Origin of the sequence: Streptomyces sp. NPDC006314 (assembly GCF_040613075.1) — a bacterium.
Taxonomy (GTDB): domain Bacteria; phylum Actinomycetota; class Actinomycetes; order Streptomycetales; family Streptomycetaceae; genus Streptomyces.
Genome location: NZ_JBEXRL010000005.1, coordinates 130,471 through 146,904 on the forward strand (window position 1 = coordinate 130,471; position 16,434 = coordinate 146,904).

A 16,434-nucleotide genomic window follows, 5' to 3' on the forward strand; every position below is an offset into this window, starting at 1 on the left:
CGAGGAAAGGCAGGTGGCGGCAGTGCCCAGGACGACGGACGGAGACGGGACGCCCGTTCCGCAGCGGCTGCTGGCCGCGGCCACCCGCCTCTTCGCCGAGCAGGGCTACGACCGTACCTCCGTGCAGGAGATCGTGGAGGCGGCCGGCGTCACCAAGGGGGCGCTGTACCACTACTTCGGCTCCAAGGACGACCTCCTGCACGAGGTGTACGCGCGCGTGCTGCGCATCCAGCAGGAGCGGCTGGACGCCTTCGCGAACGCGGACGAGCCGGTCGAGGAGCGGCTCAGAGGCGCGGCGGCGGACGTCGTCGTCACGACGATCGAGAACCTCGACGACGCGATGATCTTCTTCCGCTCCATGCACCACCTGAGCCCGGAGAAGAACAAGCAGGTCCGCGCCGAGCGCCGCCGCTACCACGAGCGCTTCCGCGCGCTCATCGAGGAGGGCCAGAAGACGGGCGTCTTCTCCACGGCCACCCCGGCCGACCTGATCGTGGACTACCACTTCGGCTCGGTCCACCACCTGTCGACCTGGTACCGCCCGGACGGCCCCCTCACCCCCCAGCAGGTCGCCGACCACCTCGCCGACCTGCTGCTGCGGGCGCTGCGGCCGTAGCACCGGTTCCCGCCCCGCCGTGCAGCCGATGATCTCCCTGAAGAACAGGACGGCGGTGGCAGCCGCGCCGCAGCCGACGCTCACCGCGACCGGCCACGCGCTGTCCGCCGGCGCTGCCAGGACGGTGGCACCGACGCCGGCCAGCGCGGCCGGCAGGAACACGAGGGCGGCGCGCTGATTGAGGAGCGGCCCGTCCCGTCCGGGCCGCGTGGGGTCGGGCCGGGACACCCGCGGACTCCTCACCCGGCGCCGCGGGCTGGGGCGCCCACCGGTTTCCCGGGCAGCGTGCTCACGCCGTCCTGGTCCGAAGCTGCCACGGGTCCTGCCCGGGACGGATATGCGTGGAGTCGATCCGGCCGCCCGCGCGTACGCGGGGGTCCATCGCGTCCAGTATGCCGACGCCGACGCCGACGCCGCTGACGGGCACGGCTGGTCCGGCCGGTGCAGGCGCGACGGCTCACGGCAGCGTGGAACGAGACCGAGGGCACCGTGCAGGGGGCGGCCCTCCCTGAGGCCGCCCCCTGCCGGCCCTCAGAGATGCTTCTTCAACTCCCTGCGCGCCAGTGACCGCTGGTGCACCTCGTCCGGGCCGTCGGCGAGCATCAGGGTGCGGGCGCTCGCGTACAGCTCGGCCAGCGGGAAGTCCTGGCTCACGCCGCCCGCGCCGTGCAGCTGGATGGCGCGGTCCAGGATGCCGACCACCGCACGCGGAGTGGCGATCTTGATCGCCTGGATCTCGGCGTGGGCGCCCTTGTTGCCGACGGTGTCCATGAGCCAGGCCGTCTTCAGCACCAGCAGCCGCAACTGCTCGACGGTGACCCGGGCGTCGGCGATCCAGTTCTGGACCACGCCCTGCTGCGCAAGCGCCTTGCCGAACGCGGTGCGGGACACGGCCCGCCGGCACATCAGCTCGATCGCCCGCTCGGCCATGCCGATCAGCCGCATGCAGTGGTGGATCCGGCCGGGGCCGAGCCGGGCCTGCGCGATGGCGAAGCCGCCGCCCTCCTCGCCGATCAGGTTGGCCACCGGCACGCGCGCGTGGTCGAAGACCACCTCGGCGTGGCCGCCGTGCGAGTGGTCCTCGTAGCCGAACACCTGCATCGCGCGCTGGACGGTGACGCCCGGGGTGTCGCGTGGGACCAGGACCATGGACTGCTGGCGGCGGATGTCCGCACCCTCCGGGTCCGTCTTGCCCATCACGATGAAGATCTTGCAATCCGGGTTCATCGCCCCGGAGATGTACCACTTGCGGCCGGTGATGACGTACTCGTCGCCGTCCCGCTCGATGTGCGTGGTGATGTTCGTGGCGTCCGAGGAGGCCACCTCCGGCTCGGTCATCGCGAAGGCCGAGCGGATCTCCCCCGCCAGCAGCGGCTCCAGCCACTGCTTCTTCTGCCGGTCGTCGCCGAACTGCGCCAGCACTTCCATGTTCCCGGTGTCGGGCGCGGCACAGTTCGTCGCGGTCGGCGCCAGGTGCGGGGAGCGGCCGGTGATCTCGGCCAGCGGCGCGTACTGGAGGTTCGTCAGCCCGGCCCCGTACCCGGCGTCGGGGAGGAAGAGGTTCCACAGGCCCTGCCTGCGCGCCTCGGCCTTCAACTCCTCGACCACGGCCGGGGTGTCCCACGGCGAGGCCAGCGCGGCCCGCTGCTCCTCGGCGACCGCCTCGGCCGGGTAGACGTGCTCGTCCATGAAGGCGAGAAGCTTGGCGCGCAGTTCCTCGGTGCGCGCGTCGAACGCGAAGTCCATGTCCGGTCAGCCTTCCTGAAGGGTCGTCAGCCCGTGGTCGATGAAGAGCGGTACGAGTTCGCCGATGCGGTCGAAGCCCTGCCCGACCGTCTGGCCGAGCGTGTACCGGTAGTGGATGCCCTCCAGGATCACGGCGAGCTTGAACCAGGCGAACGCCGTGTACCAGGAGACCGCGGAGACATCGCGCCCCGAGCGCGCGGCGTAGCGCTCGATCAGCTCCTGCGGGGAGGGGTGGCCCGGTGCCTCGGCGGTCGTGGAGACGGGGGACTCGGGCATGTGGAGCGGCTGGCTGTACATCACCAGCAGCCCCAGGTCGGTCAGCGGATCGCCGAGCGTCGACATCTCCCAGTCGAGGATCGCCTTGATCTTGTCGCCGGCGCCGATCAGGACGTTGTCCAGCCGGTAGTCGCCGTGGACGACGGCGGGCGCGGGGGAGCGGGGCAGGTCCCGGCCCAGGGCCGCGTGCAGCTCGTCGATGCCGGGCAGTTCGCGGTTGCGGGAGGCGTCCAGCTGCTTGCCCCAGCGGCGCAGCTGCCGGTCCAGGAAGCCCTCCGGGCGGCCGAAGTCCGACAGGCCCACCTCGGCGGGGTCCACCGCGTGCAGCTCCACGAGGGTGTCGACCAGGGACAGCACCGCGTTGCGGGTGCGCTCCTCACCCAGCGGGGCGAGCTGCTGGGCGGTGCGGTACGGGGTGCCTTCGACGAACTCCATGACGTAGAACGGCGCCCCGAGCACCTCCTCGTCCTCGCACAGCAGCACCGGCCGCGGGACCGGCACCGGTGTGGGAGCCAGGGCGCTGATCACCCGGTACTCGCGCTTCATGTCGTGCGCGGTGGCCAGGACATGGCCGAGTGGGGGCCGCCGTACGACCCACTTCGAGGTGCCGTCGGAGAGTGCGTAGGTGAGGTTGGACCGTCCGCCCTCGATCAGCCGGCCGGCCAGGGGGCCGTGCACCAGACCGGGGCGCTCGCGGTCGAGCAGGGCGCGCAGCCGGTCCAGGTCGAGTCCGGGCGGGTGGTCGGCGCTCATACATCACTCCTACGAACGGGTGAACAAGTCCCCACTCATGATGCCGACCGGTCGGTATGTCGTCCAGTGGGTGTGCCGAACGAGGCGCGAAACGTGACCGGAGCCACCCTAGGCCGACGGCTTCCCGGGCGCGCCGCCCGGGAAGCCGTCGCCTCTGGGTCCCGGCGGGGTCAGTGGTCGTCCCAGTGGTCGCCGTGCTCGGCGTGCCGGTGGCCGTCGTGCAGATAGTCGACATGGTCGCCGTGCCGCACCTGCGCATGCCCGCACTCGTCGTGGTGGACGTGCTCATGTCCCGCGTGTGCGGTGTGCCCGGCCGGCTCGCACTCGTCCCAGTGGCCCTCGTGCTCCCGGTGCAGATGACCGTCGTGCGCGTAGTCGAGGTGGTCGCCGTGCGGTACGGCCGTGTGCCCGCAGTCCGGGCCGTGGCGGTGTGTCCCGTGCTCGGTGTGTTCCTGGTGAAGGGTGGTCATGCTGCCCGCCTTCGGGGTACGGGGTGTGGACGACGGACAGGCTGCCACGCGAACGGTATATATCGGGTCATCCCGAGTGCGTGGCGCAGGAGTACCCCGGAGGGGCGAGGGCATGAAGGGCATCAGTTACAGCCGCTACGGCGGACCTGAGGTGCTGGAGTACGGCGAGGTGCGCGACCCCAAGGTCGGCCCCGACCAGGTGCTGGTCAAGGTGCGTGCGGCGGCGGTCAACCCGGTCGACTGGAAGTGCCGCGAGGGCTATCTCGACGCGATCCTGGACCCCGTGTTCCCGGTGATCCCCGGCTGGGACGTCAGCGGGACCGTCGTCCGGCCCGGTGCCTCGGTCACCGAGTTCTCCGCCGGAGACGAGGTCATCGGTTATGTCCGCGAGGACTTCCTGTCCCGGGGCACCTTCGCCGAGTACGTCGCCGCGCCCGTCCGCACGCTGGCCCGCAAGCCGCGCAACCTGTCCTTCGAGGAGGCCGCCGGACTCCCGCTGGCCGGGCTCACCGCCTACCAGGTGCTCGTCGGGGCGCTGGAGATCGAGCGTGGCGAGACCGTGCTGGTGCACGCGGCGGCCGGCGGGGTCGGCTCCCTGGCCGTCCAGATCGCCACCCACCTCGGTGCCCGGGTGATCGGCACGGCGAGCGAGCGCAACCACGACCACGTCCGCGGACTCGGCGCCGAGCCCGTGACCTACGGCGAGGGCCTGGCCGAACGGGTGCGCGAACGCGCCCCGGACGGGGTGGACGCGGTCTTCGACACCATCGGCGGCGACACCCTCCAGACCTCCGCCGGCCTGCTCGCTCCCGAGGGCCGCCTGGCGTCGATCGCCGACCCGGAGGTGGTGAGCCACGGCGGCCGCTATTGCTTCGTCCGGCCGGACCCCGAGGACCTGGGGAAACTCGCCGAGCTGGCCGAACAGGGGGTGCTCTCCGTGCACGTCCAGGAGGCGTTCCCGCTGGAGCGGGCGGCGGACGCGTACCGGCTGAACCAGGAGGGCCGTACCCGCGGCAAGATCGTGGTGACGGTGGACCGGGAGACGGAGGAGGACGGCGCCTAGTGCCGTGACCGGAAAGGTTCACCGGTGCGGCATCCTCTGGCAGTGTTCTTGTCGAGTGGCGGACCGTTGATGCTGTGATCGCGTTAGTTCGCCGGGTTGGTCGAACCGCGCATACGCAGGCTTGGCCACCGCGCCTCCAGCGGTCGGACCGGACGTCACCACACATCCAACCGCCGCGACCGCCAACCCGGCGAACCTGTGAGGTCACAGCACTAGACCACCAGCACGGCCGCGCACGCCGCCATCGCCACCGCGCACAGGACCGCCGCCGTCGCCTGGCGGGGGGCGAGCGGGGGTGGTGGGGTGCCGGAGGACAGGGCCCGGATGCGGTGGTGGGCGACCCGGAGGAAGCCCAGCCACAGCGCACAGCACACCGCGCACACGATGATCGCGATGGCCGACCCGCCGTGCAGCGCCGTCTTCACGGCGAGTACGGCGGCCACGGCGGCGGACAGGGTCGTGCGGCGCCAGGCCAGCCGGGTGCGCTCGGGCTGCAGCCCCGGGTCCCGGCCCGCCGGGCTCACCCCTCCCATCCGAGCAGCACCACGAGGACCATCGCGACGGCCACCACCGCGACGGCCAGGCTCAGCAGCGCCGGGAACCGGGACGTGGGCAGGTCCTCGCCGCGACGCATCGCGCGCTCGCAGCGCACCCAGTGGTTCACCGCACGCAGCGAACACAGCGCACCGGCCCCCAGCAGTGCGAGCGCGAGACCGACCCGCCACGCCCAGCGCAGGTCCGGCAGGAACTGGTCCACCGCGAATCCGCCGCCGATCAGGGCCAGCGCGGTCCGCAGCCAGGCGAGGAAGGTGCGCTCGTTGGCCAGCGAGAACCGGTAGTCGGGCGTGCCACCCTCTTCCCGCACCTGGTCCGGCGCGAACCACAGCCGGATGTTCCTTACGAATCCGCTCACGCCGACGACCCTACCGGCGCCTCACCGGCCGGCCCGGAACGCCCGCAGCCTCTCGTACGCGGCCAGCCCGTCCGGCACCCACTCCCACTCCCCGAGCCTCTCTCGGACCTCCTCCTCGGGCAGGAAGCCGTACCACTGGACCTCCTCCGCCTGGGGTCGCACCGGCACCTCGCAGCACACCTCGTACACCGCCGACCACCAGCTGTTCCCGGCGCCGTCGTCGTACAGGAACTTGAAGAGGAAGGCCGGCCGGGGCAGTCCGCTCACACCCAGCTCCTCCTCGGCCTCCCGCAGGGCCGCCTCGTCGTAGGACTCACCCGCCCCGACGACTCCGCCGACGAACATGTCGTACAGGGCGGGGAACACCAGCTTGGTCGCCGTGCGCCGGTGTACGAAGAGCCGGCCGGCCGCGTCCCGGGCCTGGATGAACACGCAGCGGTGGCGCAGCCCGCGGGCGTACGCCTCGCCGCGCGGGTACTGGGCGATGACCTGGTCGTTCTCGTCGACGATGTCGAGGATCTCGTCAGCAGGGTTCATGCCCTCATCCAAGCAGGCACGTCCGGCGCCGGTGATCGGGCAGGCCTGCTCAGCGCCGCTGAAGGTCCCGGGCCAACGGCGCCGGCTCCGCCGCGCCGGACGGCATCGCCGGGTGCAGTCCGAGCACCACGATGCCCGCGACCACGGCCGCGAGCCCGGCCGCCTCCCAGGCCAGCGCCCCGGTGTCCGTGCGCAGCCGGTCACCGAGGAAGCCCACTCCGCACAGGATCCCGGCGAGCGGCTCGGCCGCGGTGAGCGCGGGCAGCGACATGCGCAGGGATGCCGTCTCGAACGCGCTCTGCACCAGGATCAGCCCGGTGACCCCGCACACCAGCACACCGTACGGCTGCCAGCCGGTGAACAGTTCCATGAGGCCGCCCTCGGAGAAGCGTGTGCCGCTCACCCGGGTCAGCGCGTCCTGCACGCCGTACAGCAGCCCGGCGGCGGTGGCCAGCAGCACCGGACCCCAGCTCAGCCGGGAGCGCTTGGCGTACGTCGTGAGCACGAGCGCCACGCCCACCATGGCGCCGATGATCAGCCAGTGCCGCACCGGGTCGCCGACGGCGCTGCCGCCGCGCGGCTCGCCCGCCACGATGAACGCGCTCACGCCTCCCGCGAGCATCAGCAGACCCGCCCAGCCCTGGCGCCCCAGTGGCTGTCCGGTCTGGTGGCGGGAGAGGGCGAGCGCGAACAGCAGATTGGTCGCGAGCAGCGGCTCGACCAGGGAGATCTCCCCCTTGCCGAGAGCGAGCGCGCCGAGCACCATGCCGGCGATCATCAGACCGAGCCCGCCCAGCCAGCGCGGCACCCGCATCAGGTCGAGCAGCAGCCGGGGCGAGAGGAAGTCGTTGAGCGGCGCCCGCTGGGCGGCGTTCTGCTGGAGCACGAACCCGAAACCCAGACAGCAGGCCGCACCCACGGCGAGAAGGAGAACCAGAACGGACACGCTGCGTACCTCGATCATCCGGCCGGACCACCGACGCGTAGTGGCCGACTGTAGCGCTCCCGGGACGGCATCGACCCGGACGGCCCGGAACCGGGCAGTTGACTCGGTCACGTCGCCCGGCCGGTCACAGGGCGGGCCGGGGGTGGCGGCGGGACCGTCCGGCCATCGTCGGACGCCGGGCCGCCCGGCGCCATGGCGTACGCCACAGAAACCCGCCCGGAACCTGGGGCGGGGACCGCCGGCCTGCCCTCCGGTTCCTCAAGTTCCGCGCGCGGTACGGAAGTTGAAGCCATCAACACTCCGGTTCCGCTTGACGTGATCCTTGACTGCGGGTTTGCTGTGAGTGATCGGTCGATGGCAGCCCGAGAAACAGGAAGTCCCGCGGTGCCCCCAATCCCGCCTCTGCTCGGCACCCGCCGGGCCCCCACGGACCCGTCCGGCGACACCGCCCCGGACGACCGCGGCGCCTTCGACGACGCCCTCGACGACGTGGAACTGCGCACCGCCCGGGCCGCGTTGACCCAGGGCCGCCGGCAGGCCGCCCGCTCCCTGCTGCTGCACACCGGCGACGACTGGGACCGCCGCGGCCACCGCCTCACCGTGCTCGCGCGGGAGCCGTACGCCGCCGCCTGGGCACACGACTGGGTGCGGGCCGAGCCCGGGTCCGCCGACGCCGCCGCGCTGTACGCGCTGGCCCTGGTCCAGCGCACCCTGCGCGGCAAGGAGGACCCCGACCGGGCCCGCGAGGCCTGCACCACGGCCGCCGCGCTCGCCCCCGCCGACCCCACCCCCTGGCTCGGCCTGCTCCTGCTCGGCCGCGCCCTCGGCCCGGACCGCGAGGTGCTCGGCGCCTTCGCGGAGCTGTGCCGCCGCCACCCCGAGCACCACCACGCGCACCACCTGCTCATCGCCCGTCTCGCCGAACGGCCCCCGGGGGGCCGCGCCGAGGCCCACGAGGTGTACGACCTCGCCGAGCTGGCCGCCGCGGAGGCCCCCGCCGACTCCCCGCTGGCCGTCCTGCCGGTCGTCGCCTATGCCGAGCGCTACCGGGTCCTCGCCGCCACCGGCCTGGCCCCGGCCGACCCGGCCGCCTCCGGGCACTGGTCCGGCCCCCGGGCCCGCCGGATCCTGCGCGCCGGCTTCGACTGGTGGCTGGAGTGGGAGCACGACGACCACCCCCGCCGCCACCTCGACCTCAACCACCTCGCCTTCGCCCTGTCCTGCGCCGGCCGCCCGGCCGAGGCGGCGGCCCTCTTCCAGCGCATCGGCGAGCACGCCACCCCGGCGCCCTGGTCGTACGCGCACCGCGACCCCCTGGCGGCCTTCCACACGGCCCGCGCCCGCGCGCTCGGGCAGGGAGGGACCCGGCTTGCCGACAGCCCGGCGGGTCACTGAGACAAACGGCTTTCCGGAACGTACGTGACGAGTGACGACGTACGCGAGAAATGGTTACGGAACCCTGACCGGCGACCCGATTCCCTGGCCCCACGAGGCCCCGAGTGCTCGAATGAACACGTGAACCCCGAACCATCCGAGGAGCAGGACGGCCGGCCGATCGGCCGCCGCGTCCTCCTCGGCACCCTCGGCCTGGGCGCGCTCGGCGTGGCCGCCGCGCCCACGCTGCAGCGCGGCCTCGAAGGCTTCCTCGGCACCGTCGCCGGCAAGGACCCCACCGGTCTGACCGGTCTGCTGCCCAACGGCGGCGGCTTCCGCTACTACTCCGTCGCCACCTCCGTCCCGCACAAGGACGCCGCGGACTACCGCCTCACCATCGACGGCCTGGTCGACCACCCGCGCAGCTACACCCTCGCCGAGCTGCGCGCCCTGCCCCAGACCCGGCTGGTCAAGGACGTCCAGTGCGTCACCGGATGGCGCGTCCCGGGCACCCCTTTCCAGGGCGTACGGCTCTCCCATCTGCTGGACGCGGCGGGCGTCCGCTCCTCCGCCAGGGCGCTCCGCTTCACCTGCTTCGACGGCACCTACACCGAGAGCCTCACCCTCGGCCAGGCCCGCCGCCCCGACGTCCTGGCCGCCCTGCGTATGCAGGACAAGGACATCGGCCACGACCACGGCGGCCCGGTCCGCCTCTACGTCGCCCCGATGTACTTCTACAAGTCGGCCAAATGGCTCTCCGGGATCACGGTCACCGACCGGGTGGAACCCGGCTACTGGGAGGACCTCGGTTACGACGTCGACGCCTGGGTCGGCCGCTCGAACGGACGGACCGATGAGCCTACGAGCTGAGACCGCGGCGCCGCCGAGCGCCCGGATCCACCGCTTCGGCCGGGCCGAACGGTGGGTGCACCGCACGACGGCGGCGCTGATGGGCGTGTGCGTGGTGACCGCGGCCGTCCTCTACATCCCGCAGCTGGCGGTCATGGTCGGCCGCCGCGCCCTGGTCGTCCGCGTCCACGAGTGGGCGGGCCTGACGCTGCCGGTGCCGGTCCTGCTGGGCCTGGCCTCCCGCGCCTTCCGCGCCGACCTGGGCTTCCTCAACCGCTTCGGCCCCCACGACCGGCTCTGGCTGCGCGCCGCCCTCCGCCGCGACAAGCGGCACACCGCGCGCCCGGCCGGCAAGTTCAACGCCGGCCAGAAGCTCTACGCGGCCTGGATCGCGGGGGCGGCGCTGGTCATGCTCGGCACCGGCCTGATGATGTGGTTCACCCACCTCGCGCCGCTGATGTGGCGCACCTCGGCGACCTTCGTCCACGACTGGCTGGCCCTGACGATCGGTGTGGTCCTCGCGGGCCACGTCGGCATGGCCCTGGGCGACCCGGAGGCGAGAAGAGGGCTGCGGACCGGGACGGTGAGCGAGGAGTGGGCGCGGCGGGAGCACCCGCTATGGCGTCCCTGACCGCCTCCCCGGTTTCCGCCCCCTCCTCGGCCGGCTCCGGGAAGGCGCTGGGGAGGTCGGTACCCAGGGCTCGGTGCCGGTCGGAGCCGGTGAACTCCGGCAGCGGGGCGCGCAGTGCATGCCCGCGCGGTTGAGGAGGATGTCGAGTGGGGCCGCGGAGGGGAGCCGTCATCGCCGTACCGCTCCTAGAGCACGAGGGACAACAGCAGGACCAGGCCACCGGCGACCACCGAGATGATCGTCTCCATCACCGACCAGGTCTTGACGGTCTGTCCGACGGTGAGCCCGAAGTACTCCTTCACCAGCCAGAATCCGGCGTCGTTGACATGGCTGAAGAAGAGTGACCCGGCGCCGATGGCGAGGACGAGCAGGGCGGTATGGGTGGTCGACATGTCGGCCGCGAGCGGTGCCACCAGGCCCGCCGCCGAGACCGTCGCCACCGTCGCCGAGCCGGTCGCCAGCCGGATCGCCACCGCGATCAGCCAGGCCAGCAGCAGCGCCGGTATCGACCAGTCCTTGGAGATGTCCAGGATCATCTGGCCCACACCGGAGTCGATCAGCGTCTGCTTGAAGCCGCCGCCCGCGCCGACGATCAGCAGGATGCCGGCGATGGGCATCAGACCCTTCTCGACGGTCTGCTGCAGGCGCTCCTTGGTGAACCCGGCGGGCCGGCCCAGCGTGAAGAAGCCGACGATCACGGCGGCGAGCAGGGCGATCAGCGGGGAACCGATGACGTCGAAGACCCGCTGGGTCCCGTTCGCCGGGTCGTCGATGACGATGTCCACCAGCGCCTTCGCCAGCATCAGCACCACCGGCAGCAGCACGGTGACCAGCGTCGCGCCGAAGCCCGGACGGCGCTCCAGCTCGTCCGAGGCGCGCTGCGGCAGCATCCGGTCGGGCGCCGGGACGTCCACCCAGCGGGCCGCGACCGTCGAGAACAGCGGACCGGCGATGATCACCGTCGGTACGGCGACCAGGATGCCGAGCGCCAGGGTCACGCCCAGGTTGGCCTTGACCGCGTCGATCGCGACCAGCGGGCCGGGGTGCGGCGGGATCAGGCCGTGCATCACGGACAGACCGGCCAGGGCCGGGATGCCGATGCGCATCAGAGAGTAGTTGCCGCGCTTGGCGACCATCAGCACGACCGGGATCAGCAGCACGATGCCGACCTCGAAGAACAGCGGCAGACCGATCACGGAGGCGATCAGCACCATCGCCCAGGGCATGGCGCGCCCTCCCGCCTTGGCGAGGATCGTGTCGACGATCTGGTCGGCGCCGCCGGAGTCCGCCAGGAGCTTGCCCAGGATCGCCCCGAGCGCGATCAGGACGCCGACGCCGGCCACCGTGGAGCCGAGCCCGGTGGTGAAGCTGGTGATCGCCTTGTCGAGCGGTGCTCCGGCGACCGCGCCGAGCACCAGTGACCCGATGGTCAGGGCCAGGAAGGCATGGAGCCTGAACTTGGTGATGAGCAGGACGATCACGGCGATGCCCACCAGGACGGCGATGCCCAGCTGGGCGTGTCCGGCGGAGGTGATCGGCGCAGGCGCGTCCGCTGCCAGCATCTCGACGCTGAGTCTGGTCACGGGGGTTCCCTTGTGATGACGGGGGGACGGGGGTGAGGTGCTACTCGGATGCGACGGGAAGCGCGTCCAGCGCCTGCGCGGCGCGTTCGGTGATCTCCTGGGGGCTGCCGTCGACGTCGACGGCGACGCCTGCCTCGTCCGGCTCCAGGGGCTGCAGCGTTGCGAACTGGGAGTCCAGCAGCGCGGTCGGCATGAAATGCCCCTGCCGCTGCGTCATCCGGTCCTCGATCAGCTTCCGGTCGCCCGTGAGATGCACGAACACGATCCCGGGGGCGACGGCCCTGAGCCGGTCGCGGTACGACCGCTTCAGCGCCGAGCTGCTGACCACCCCGCCGAGCCCGGCCCGCCCGTGCGCCCAGTGCCCGATGGCGTCAAGCCACGGCCACCGGTCGCTGTCGTCGAGCGGGGTCCCGGCCGACATCTTGTCGATGTTGGCCCTCGGGTGGAAGTCGTCGCCCTCGGCGTACGGGACGCCCAGCCGCGCGGCGAGCAGGGGACCGATCGTGGTCTTGCCCGTCCCGGCGACGCCCATCACGACGACGACCTGGGGGGTACGCATGACTGCCTCGCTGTCTTCCTCGGCATCCGACGCCACATCGGCGTCACCACACTGAAACCCATTAGATAGGACTAATTCAAGAGGCCGTGACATTTAAGTCTGACCTTTTGGCACTGTGATCCAGGCCGTACGCTGAGTGCATGAGCACACCGGGCCGGGGGCTGCACGGCCGCGTACTGGACACCCTCGGCCCCGCGATCACGGCGGGCGAGTACCCGCCCGGCAGCGTCCTGCGAACGGACGAACTCGCCCAGCACTTCGAGGTGTCACGGTCCGTGATGCGCGAGGCGGTCCGCGTCCTGGAATCCATGCACCTGGTCGAGTCCCGCCGCCGCGTGGGCGTGACGGTGCGCCCCAAGGCCGAGTGGAACGTCTACGACCCGCAGGTCATCCGCTGGCGCCTCGCGGGCGCCGACCGCCCGCACCAACTGCGCTCCCTGACCGTGCTGCGGTCCGCGATCGAACCGGTCGCGGCGGGCCTCGCCGCGAAGAACGCCAGCGCGGAGCAGTGCGCCGAACTCACCGAGTGCGCGCTCGGCATGGTGGCCAACTCGCGCGGCCACAGACTAAAGGCGTACCTGATCCACGACGTCGCCTTCCACCGGGTCGTCCTCACCGCCTCGGGCAACGAGATGTTCGCCCGTCTCGGTGACGTCGTCGCGGAGGTCCTGGCCGGCCGCACCCACCACGAGGTCATGTTCGAGGACCCCGACCCGGCGGCCGTCACCCTGCACGTACAGGTGGCCGAAGCGGTCCGCGCGGGCGACGCGGCCCGCGCGGAGGAACTGACCAGGGAGATCACCGTGGGCGCCCTCCACGAGCTGGACATCCTGGCGCCCTAGCCCGCGTCACCCGCCTCTTCGGGAAAGTCCCCGTCCACGTACACCCACGCCCCGTCCACCCGCTCGAACCGGCTCCGCTCGAGCAGCGAACCGCCCTGGTAGGAGGCCCGGAAGGTCACCGTCCCCGTGGCGTGGAAGGCGGACCCGCCGGTGGTGCCGAGGATCTCCAGACCGGTCCACCGCATCCGGGGATCGAGGTCCAGCCGCTCCGGCCGGGTCCGGCGATGCCACGTCCGCAGCAGATACCCCGCCTCCCCCTTCACGAACGCGGTGTACCGCGAGCGCATGAGCAGCTCGGCGGTCGGCGCGCTCGCGGATCCCGCGTGGAAACGGCCGCAGCAGGCGTCGTAGGGCCGGGGGAGTCCGCAGGGGCAGGTGCGCGTGGTCATGGCCCTCATTCTGCCCGCAGCAGGGGAGGCGCCCACCGCCGGCCGGGTGCACAGTGGAAGGGCCGAACGACGTGCCCCGACGGGCTCGTGGCGCAGGGAGGAGAGACGGACGATGACCCGACCCGTGAGCAGCCGTCCTCCGGCCGTCAAGGAGTGGCGGCTGAACCTGTACCTCTCCGAGCACGACCCGGACACCACGGCCCGGATCGTCCTCGACACCGGCGACAACGTCCTGGAGAGCCACGCGGAGGCCCGCCGGAACCCCTACGACCCGGCGATGCCGGACATCGGCGACGAACTCGCCGCCGGACGCGCCCTCATCGCCATGGGCCGCATGCTGCTGCGCGCCGCCGACGGAGACATGAAGGCGACGGGGGCCGCCGAGACGGAGGGCCCGGCGCCCCTGTGGCTGACCCGGGAGTGAAGGAGCCCCACCGTGCACTTCAGGAACCGCCTCGAAGCGGGACGGCGGCTGGGTGCTCGCCTGGAGTACCTCAGGGGCCAGGACCTGGTGGTGCTCGGGCTGCCGCGGGGAGGGGTGCCCGTCGCCGCGGCGGTCGCCGAGGCGCTCGACGCACCGCTGGACGTGTGCCTGGTCCGCAAACTCGGCGTGCCGTACCAGCCGGAGCTGGGAATGGGGGCGATCGGTGAGGACGGCGTGCGCGTGATCAACCAGGAGGTGCTGAGGGGGACCGGGGTCTCGGCGGCGGACCTCGCACGGGTCGAGGAAGCCGAGCGCCGGGTGCTTCACGAGCGGGCCGCGCGCTACCGGCGTGAGGCATCCCCCGTCTCCGTCGCCGGCCGGACCGCTGTGGTGGTGGACGACGGAGTGGCCACCGGCTCCACCGCGCGGGTCGCCTGCCGGATCGCCCGGGAACGGGGCGCGGCCCGCGTCGTGCTGGCGGTCCCCGTGGCCCCGCGCGACTTCACCCGCCGGCTGGGCGTGGACGCCGACGAACTGGTCTGCCTGGACACCCCGTGGGACTTCGCCGCCGTCGGCCAGTTCTACGCCGACTTCACCCAGGTCGACGACGAGGAGGTCACCGCCTGTCTGCGCCGGGCCACAGGCCGCCGCCTGCGCGCGGCGGGCGCCGGAGCCACCGACCGGGAGGTGACGGTGACGGCCGGCGCCGTGCGGCTGGGCGGGCGGCTCACCGTGCCCGACGGCGCCACCGGCGTCGTGGCCTTCGCCCACGGCAGCGGCAGCAGCCGGCACAGCCCGCGCAACCGGTTCGTGGCCGAGGGACTGCGCCGGGCCGGGCTCGCCACCCTGCTGTTCGATCTGCTCACCGACGAGGAGGAGCACGACCGGGGCAACGTGTTCGACATCGGACTGCTGGCCGGCCGGCTGCTGGACGCCACCCGCTGGCTGCGCGAGGAACCCGGCGTCGAGGGGCTCGCCATCGGCTGGTTCGGCGCCAGCACCGGCGCGGCCGCCGCCCTGTGGGCCGCCGCCGAACCCTCCGCACCACCCGCCGCGGTCGTCTCCCGCGGTGGGCGGCCCGATCTCGCCGGACCACGGCTTGCCGCGGTGACGGCGCCCACCCTGCTCGTCGTCGGCGGTGCCGATCCACTGGTGCTCGAACTCAACCGGGACGCCCAGGCACAACTGCGGTGCGAGAACCGGCTCGAGGTGGTCCCCCGCGCCACCCACCTCTTCGAGGAGCCAGGAACGCTGGAGAGGGTGACCGAGTTGGCTCGCGACTGGTTCACGGACCACATGGCACCCGCGCCCGTATGACGCGGCAGCCATGCGCGAGGAAACCGTCACCCTGTTCCTCGCGGGTGACGTCATGCTCGGGCGGGGCGTCGACCAGATCCTCCCGCACCCCGGCGATCCGGTCCTGCGGGAGGACCACGTGCGCGACGCCCGGTACTACGTCGCCCTGGCGGAGGCCGCGAACGGCCCGATACCCCGGCCCGTGGACCACGCGTGGCCCTGGGGTGAGGCGCTGCCCGTCCTGGAACGTGCCGCGCCGGACGCGCGGGTGATCAACCTGGAGACCGCCGTCACCCGGGACGGCGACTTCGCGCCCGGCAAGGGCGTCCACTACCGGATGCACCCGGCCAACCTGCCCTGCCTCGCCGCGGCCCGCCCGGATGTCTGCGTCCTCGCCAACAACCACGTGCTCGACTTCGGGCCGTCCGGCCTCGAGGAGACGCTGGAGTCCCTCGCGGCGGCCGGGCTGCGCGCCGCCGGGGCGGGCCCGGACGCGGTCGCGGCCTGGCGCCCGGCGATCGTTCCGCTGCGGCCGGGCGGACGCGTCCTGGTCTTCTCCTTCGGGATGCCGTCCAGTGGGATCCCGCACGGCTGGGCCGCGACCGCCGATCGGCCCGGCGTGGCCCTCGTCACCGCACCCACCGTGGCCGCCGCCACGGAGTTCGCCGGCCGCCTGCGGCAGGTCGAGCGGCCCGGCGACATCGTCGTCGCGTCCGTCCACTGGGGCCCCAACTGGGGCTACGCCGTCTCCCGCGCCGAGATCCGCTTCGCCCACGCGCTCGTCGACGCGGGCGCCGACGTCGTCCACGGGCACTCCTCGCACCATCCGCGCCCCCTGGAGGTGTACCGGGGCAGGCTCGTCCTGTACGGCAGCGGCGACCTCGTCGACGACTACGAGGGCATCGGCGGCTACGAGCGCTACCGCGACGACCTGCGGCTGCTGTATTTGGTGTCGGCCGAGCCCGGCACCGGCCGGCTGACCGGTCTGCGGATGGTGCCCCTCCGGGCGCGCCGCCTGCGCTTGGAGCACGCCTCGGCCGAGGACACCGCCTGGCTGCGCACGGTCCTCGACAGGTATGCCCGCGACCTCGGCACCCGGGTCGAGCACGGGGACGGCGGCACACTCACGGTAAGGCCCCTGCGCGCGGGCGCGCCGCGCTGAGGCCA

19 protein-coding genes are annotated in these 16,434 nt (G+C 72.7%); 9 read left to right on the forward strand and 10 right to left on the reverse strand.

The window, feature by feature from the left end:
• The first annotated feature begins 22 nt into the window (after positions 1-22).
• Positions 23-616, forward strand: coding sequence for a TetR/AcrR family transcriptional regulator (locus ABZ079_RS10945; RefSeq protein WP_356939405.1), 594 nt, complete (start codon positions 23-25; stop codon positions 614-616).
• A 531-nt stretch (positions 617-1,147) separates the two neighbouring features.
• Here the strand turns inward: ABZ079_RS10945 and ABZ079_RS10950 are convergent.
• The 3 genes from ABZ079_RS10950 to ABZ079_RS10960 all read right to left on the reverse strand — a co-directional run bounded on the left by ABZ079_RS10950 (position 1,148) and on the right by ABZ079_RS10960 (position 3,861).
• The gene (locus tag ABZ079_RS10950; RefSeq protein WP_356939109.1) at positions 1,148-2,362 is read right to left on the reverse strand and encodes an acyl-CoA dehydrogenase family protein; all 1,215 of its coding nucleotides are present in this window, start codon (positions 2,360-2,362) and stop codon (positions 1,148-1,150) included.
• 6 nt (positions 2,363-2,368) lie between these two features.
• Complete coding sequence (locus ABZ079_RS10955; protein ID WP_356939110.1) at positions 2,369-3,391, reverse strand: phosphotransferase family protein; 1,023 nt, start codon at positions 3,389-3,391, stop codon at positions 2,369-2,371.
• A gap of 170 nt (positions 3,392-3,561) precedes the next feature.
• Positions 3,562-3,861, reverse strand: coding sequence for a hypothetical protein (locus tag ABZ079_RS10960; RefSeq protein ID WP_356939111.1), 300 nt, complete (start codon positions 3,859-3,861; stop codon positions 3,562-3,564).
• A gap of 112 nt (positions 3,862-3,973) precedes the next feature.
• Here ABZ079_RS10960 and ABZ079_RS10965 point away from each other — a divergent pair, with 112 nt between their 5' ends.
• A complete protein-coding gene (locus ABZ079_RS10965; RefSeq protein ID WP_356939112.1) occupies positions 3,974-4,924 on the forward strand; it encodes an NADP-dependent oxidoreductase in 951 nt (316 codons plus the stop codon).
• Between the two features lie 212 nt (positions 4,925-5,136).
• Here the strand turns inward: ABZ079_RS10965 and ABZ079_RS10970 are convergent, their stop codons facing one another.
• From ABZ079_RS10970 to ABZ079_RS10985, 4 genes are read right to left on the reverse strand one after another with little or no spacing between them, the layout of a single operon-like run.
• Positions 5,137-5,457: a DUF202 domain-containing protein gene (locus tag ABZ079_RS10970; protein WP_356939113.1), complete on the reverse strand. Its 321-nt coding sequence runs from the start codon at positions 5,455-5,457 to the stop codon at positions 5,137-5,139.
• Complete coding sequence (locus tag ABZ079_RS10975; RefSeq protein ID WP_356939114.1) at positions 5,445-5,837, reverse strand: DUF202 domain-containing protein; 393 nt, start codon at positions 5,835-5,837, stop codon at positions 5,445-5,447. The genes ABZ079_RS10970 and ABZ079_RS10975 overlap by 13 nt, the downstream gene beginning before the upstream one ends.
• A gap of 21 nt (positions 5,838-5,858) precedes the next feature.
• On the reverse strand, positions 5,859-6,374 hold the full coding sequence (locus ABZ079_RS10980; protein WP_356939115.1) for an NUDIX domain-containing protein: 516 nt from the start codon (positions 6,372-6,374) through the stop codon (positions 5,859-5,861).
• 49 nt (positions 6,375-6,423) lie between these two features.
• Entirely contained in the window at positions 6,424-7,320 is an 897-nt protein-coding gene (locus tag ABZ079_RS10985; RefSeq protein WP_356939116.1) for a DMT family transporter, read from the reverse strand.
• Between the two features lie 384 nt (positions 7,321-7,704).
• On the opposite strand from ABZ079_RS10985, the gene ABZ079_RS10990 reads away from it, so the two are divergent.
• The 3 genes from ABZ079_RS10990 to ABZ079_RS11000 all read left to right on the forward strand — a co-directional run bounded on the left by ABZ079_RS10990 (position 7,705) and on the right by ABZ079_RS11000 (position 10,174).
• Complete coding sequence (locus ABZ079_RS10990; protein WP_356939117.1) at positions 7,705-8,715, forward strand: hypothetical protein; 1,011 nt, start codon at positions 7,705-7,707, stop codon at positions 8,713-8,715.
• Positions 8,716-8,835: 120 nt separating this feature from the next.
• The gene (locus ABZ079_RS10995; RefSeq protein WP_356939118.1) at positions 8,836-9,564 is read left to right on the forward strand and encodes a molybdopterin-dependent oxidoreductase; all 729 of its coding nucleotides are present in this window, start codon (positions 8,836-8,838) and stop codon (positions 9,562-9,564) included.
• Positions 9,548-10,174 carry a cytochrome b/b6 domain-containing protein gene (locus ABZ079_RS11000; RefSeq protein ID WP_356939119.1) on the forward strand — a complete coding sequence of 209 codons (627 nt, stop codon included), beginning with the start codon at positions 9,548-9,550 and terminating at the stop codon, positions 10,172-10,174. The genes ABZ079_RS10995 and ABZ079_RS11000 overlap by 17 nt, the downstream gene beginning before the upstream one ends.
• Before the next feature lie 185 nt (positions 10,175-10,359).
• On the opposite strand, the gene ABZ079_RS11005 is transcribed toward ABZ079_RS11000, so the two are convergent.
• Both ABZ079_RS11005 and ABZ079_RS11010 read right to left on the reverse strand, forming a co-directional pair.
• Entirely contained in the window at positions 10,360-11,757 is a 1,398-nt protein-coding gene (locus ABZ079_RS11005) for a gluconate:H+ symporter (protein WP_356939120.1), read from the reverse strand.
• Between the two features lie 40 nt (positions 11,758-11,797).
• Positions 11,798-12,316 carry a gluconokinase gene (locus ABZ079_RS11010; RefSeq protein ID WP_356939121.1) on the reverse strand — a complete coding sequence of 173 codons (519 nt, stop codon included), beginning with the start codon at positions 12,314-12,316 and terminating at the stop codon, positions 11,798-11,800.
• Between the two features lie 140 nt (positions 12,317-12,456).
• On the opposite strand from ABZ079_RS11010, the gene ABZ079_RS11015 reads away from it, so the two are divergent.
• A complete protein-coding gene (locus ABZ079_RS11015) occupies positions 12,457-13,158 on the forward strand; it encodes a FadR/GntR family transcriptional regulator (RefSeq protein ID WP_356939122.1) in 702 nt (233 codons plus the stop codon).
• Here the strand turns inward: ABZ079_RS11015 and ABZ079_RS11020 are convergent.
• The gene (locus ABZ079_RS11020; RefSeq protein WP_356939123.1) at positions 13,155-13,547 is read right to left on the reverse strand and encodes a YchJ family metal-binding protein; all 393 of its coding nucleotides are present in this window, start codon (positions 13,545-13,547) and stop codon (positions 13,155-13,157) included. The two genes, ABZ079_RS11015 and ABZ079_RS11020, sit on opposite strands and share 4 nt — an antisense overlap.
• A gap of 112 nt (positions 13,548-13,659) precedes the next feature.
• Between ABZ079_RS11020 and ABZ079_RS11025 the strand changes: the two genes are divergently transcribed.
• The 3 genes from ABZ079_RS11025 to ABZ079_RS11035 are packed head-to-tail and all read left to right on the forward strand — an operon-like array spanning position 13,660 to position 16,429.
• A complete protein-coding gene (locus tag ABZ079_RS11025) occupies positions 13,660-13,971 on the forward strand; it encodes a dsRBD fold-containing protein (RefSeq protein ID WP_356939124.1) in 312 nt (103 codons plus the stop codon).
• A gap of 12 nt (positions 13,972-13,983) precedes the next feature.
• Positions 13,984-15,288 (forward strand): phosphoribosyltransferase family protein, encoded by a 1,305-nt coding sequence (locus ABZ079_RS11030; protein WP_356939125.1) that lies wholly within the window; start codon positions 13,984-13,986, stop codon positions 15,286-15,288.
• 10 nt (positions 15,289-15,298) lie between these two features.
• A complete protein-coding gene (locus ABZ079_RS11035; RefSeq protein ID WP_356939126.1) occupies positions 15,299-16,429 on the forward strand; it encodes a CapA family protein in 1,131 nt (376 codons plus the stop codon).
• Positions 16,430-16,434: the final 5 nt, after the last annotated feature.

Bases quoted from the DNA above. Each gene is read 5' to 3' on its own strand.
- ABZ079_RS10950 (WP_356939109.1), bottom strand. From the start codon at position 2,362: ATGGACTTCGCGTTCGACGCGCGCACCGAGGAACTGCGCGCCAAGCTT.
- ABZ079_RS10955 (WP_356939110.1), bottom strand. From the start codon at position 3,391: ATGAGCGCCGACCACCCGCCCGGACTCGACCTGGACCGGCTGCGCGCC.
- ABZ079_RS10960 (WP_356939111.1), bottom strand. From the start codon at position 3,861: ATGACCACCCTTCACCAGGAACACACCGAGCACGGGACACACCGCCAC.
- ABZ079_RS10965 (WP_356939112.1), top strand. From the start codon at position 3,974: ATGAAGGGCATCAGTTACAGCCGCTACGGCGGACCTGAGGTGCTGGAG.
- ABZ079_RS10970 (WP_356939113.1), bottom strand. From the start codon at position 5,457: ATGGGAGGGGTGAGCCCGGCGGGCCGGGACCCGGGGCTGCAGCCCGAG.
- ABZ079_RS10980 (WP_356939115.1), bottom strand. From the start codon at position 6,374: ATGAACCCTGCTGACGAGATCCTCGACATCGTCGACGAGAACGACCAG.
- ABZ079_RS11000 (WP_356939119.1), top strand. From the start codon at position 9,548: ATGAGCCTACGAGCTGAGACCGCGGCGCCGCCGAGCGCCCGGATCCAC.
- ABZ079_RS11010 (WP_356939121.1), bottom strand. From the start codon at position 12,316: ATGCGTACCCCCCAGGTCGTCGTCGTGATGGGCGTCGCCGGGACGGGC.
- ABZ079_RS11015 (WP_356939122.1), top strand. From the start codon at position 12,457: ATGAGCACACCGGGCCGGGGGCTGCACGGCCGCGTACTGGACACCCTC.
- ABZ079_RS11020 (WP_356939123.1), bottom strand. From the start codon at position 13,547: ATGACCACGCGCACCTGCCCCTGCGGACTCCCCCGGCCCTACGACGCC.
- ABZ079_RS11025 (WP_356939124.1), top strand. From the start codon at position 13,660: ATGACCCGACCCGTGAGCAGCCGTCCTCCGGCCGTCAAGGAGTGGCGG.
- ABZ079_RS11035 (WP_356939126.1), top strand. From the start codon at position 15,299: ATGCGCGAGGAAACCGTCACCCTGTTCCTCGCGGGTGACGTCATGCTC.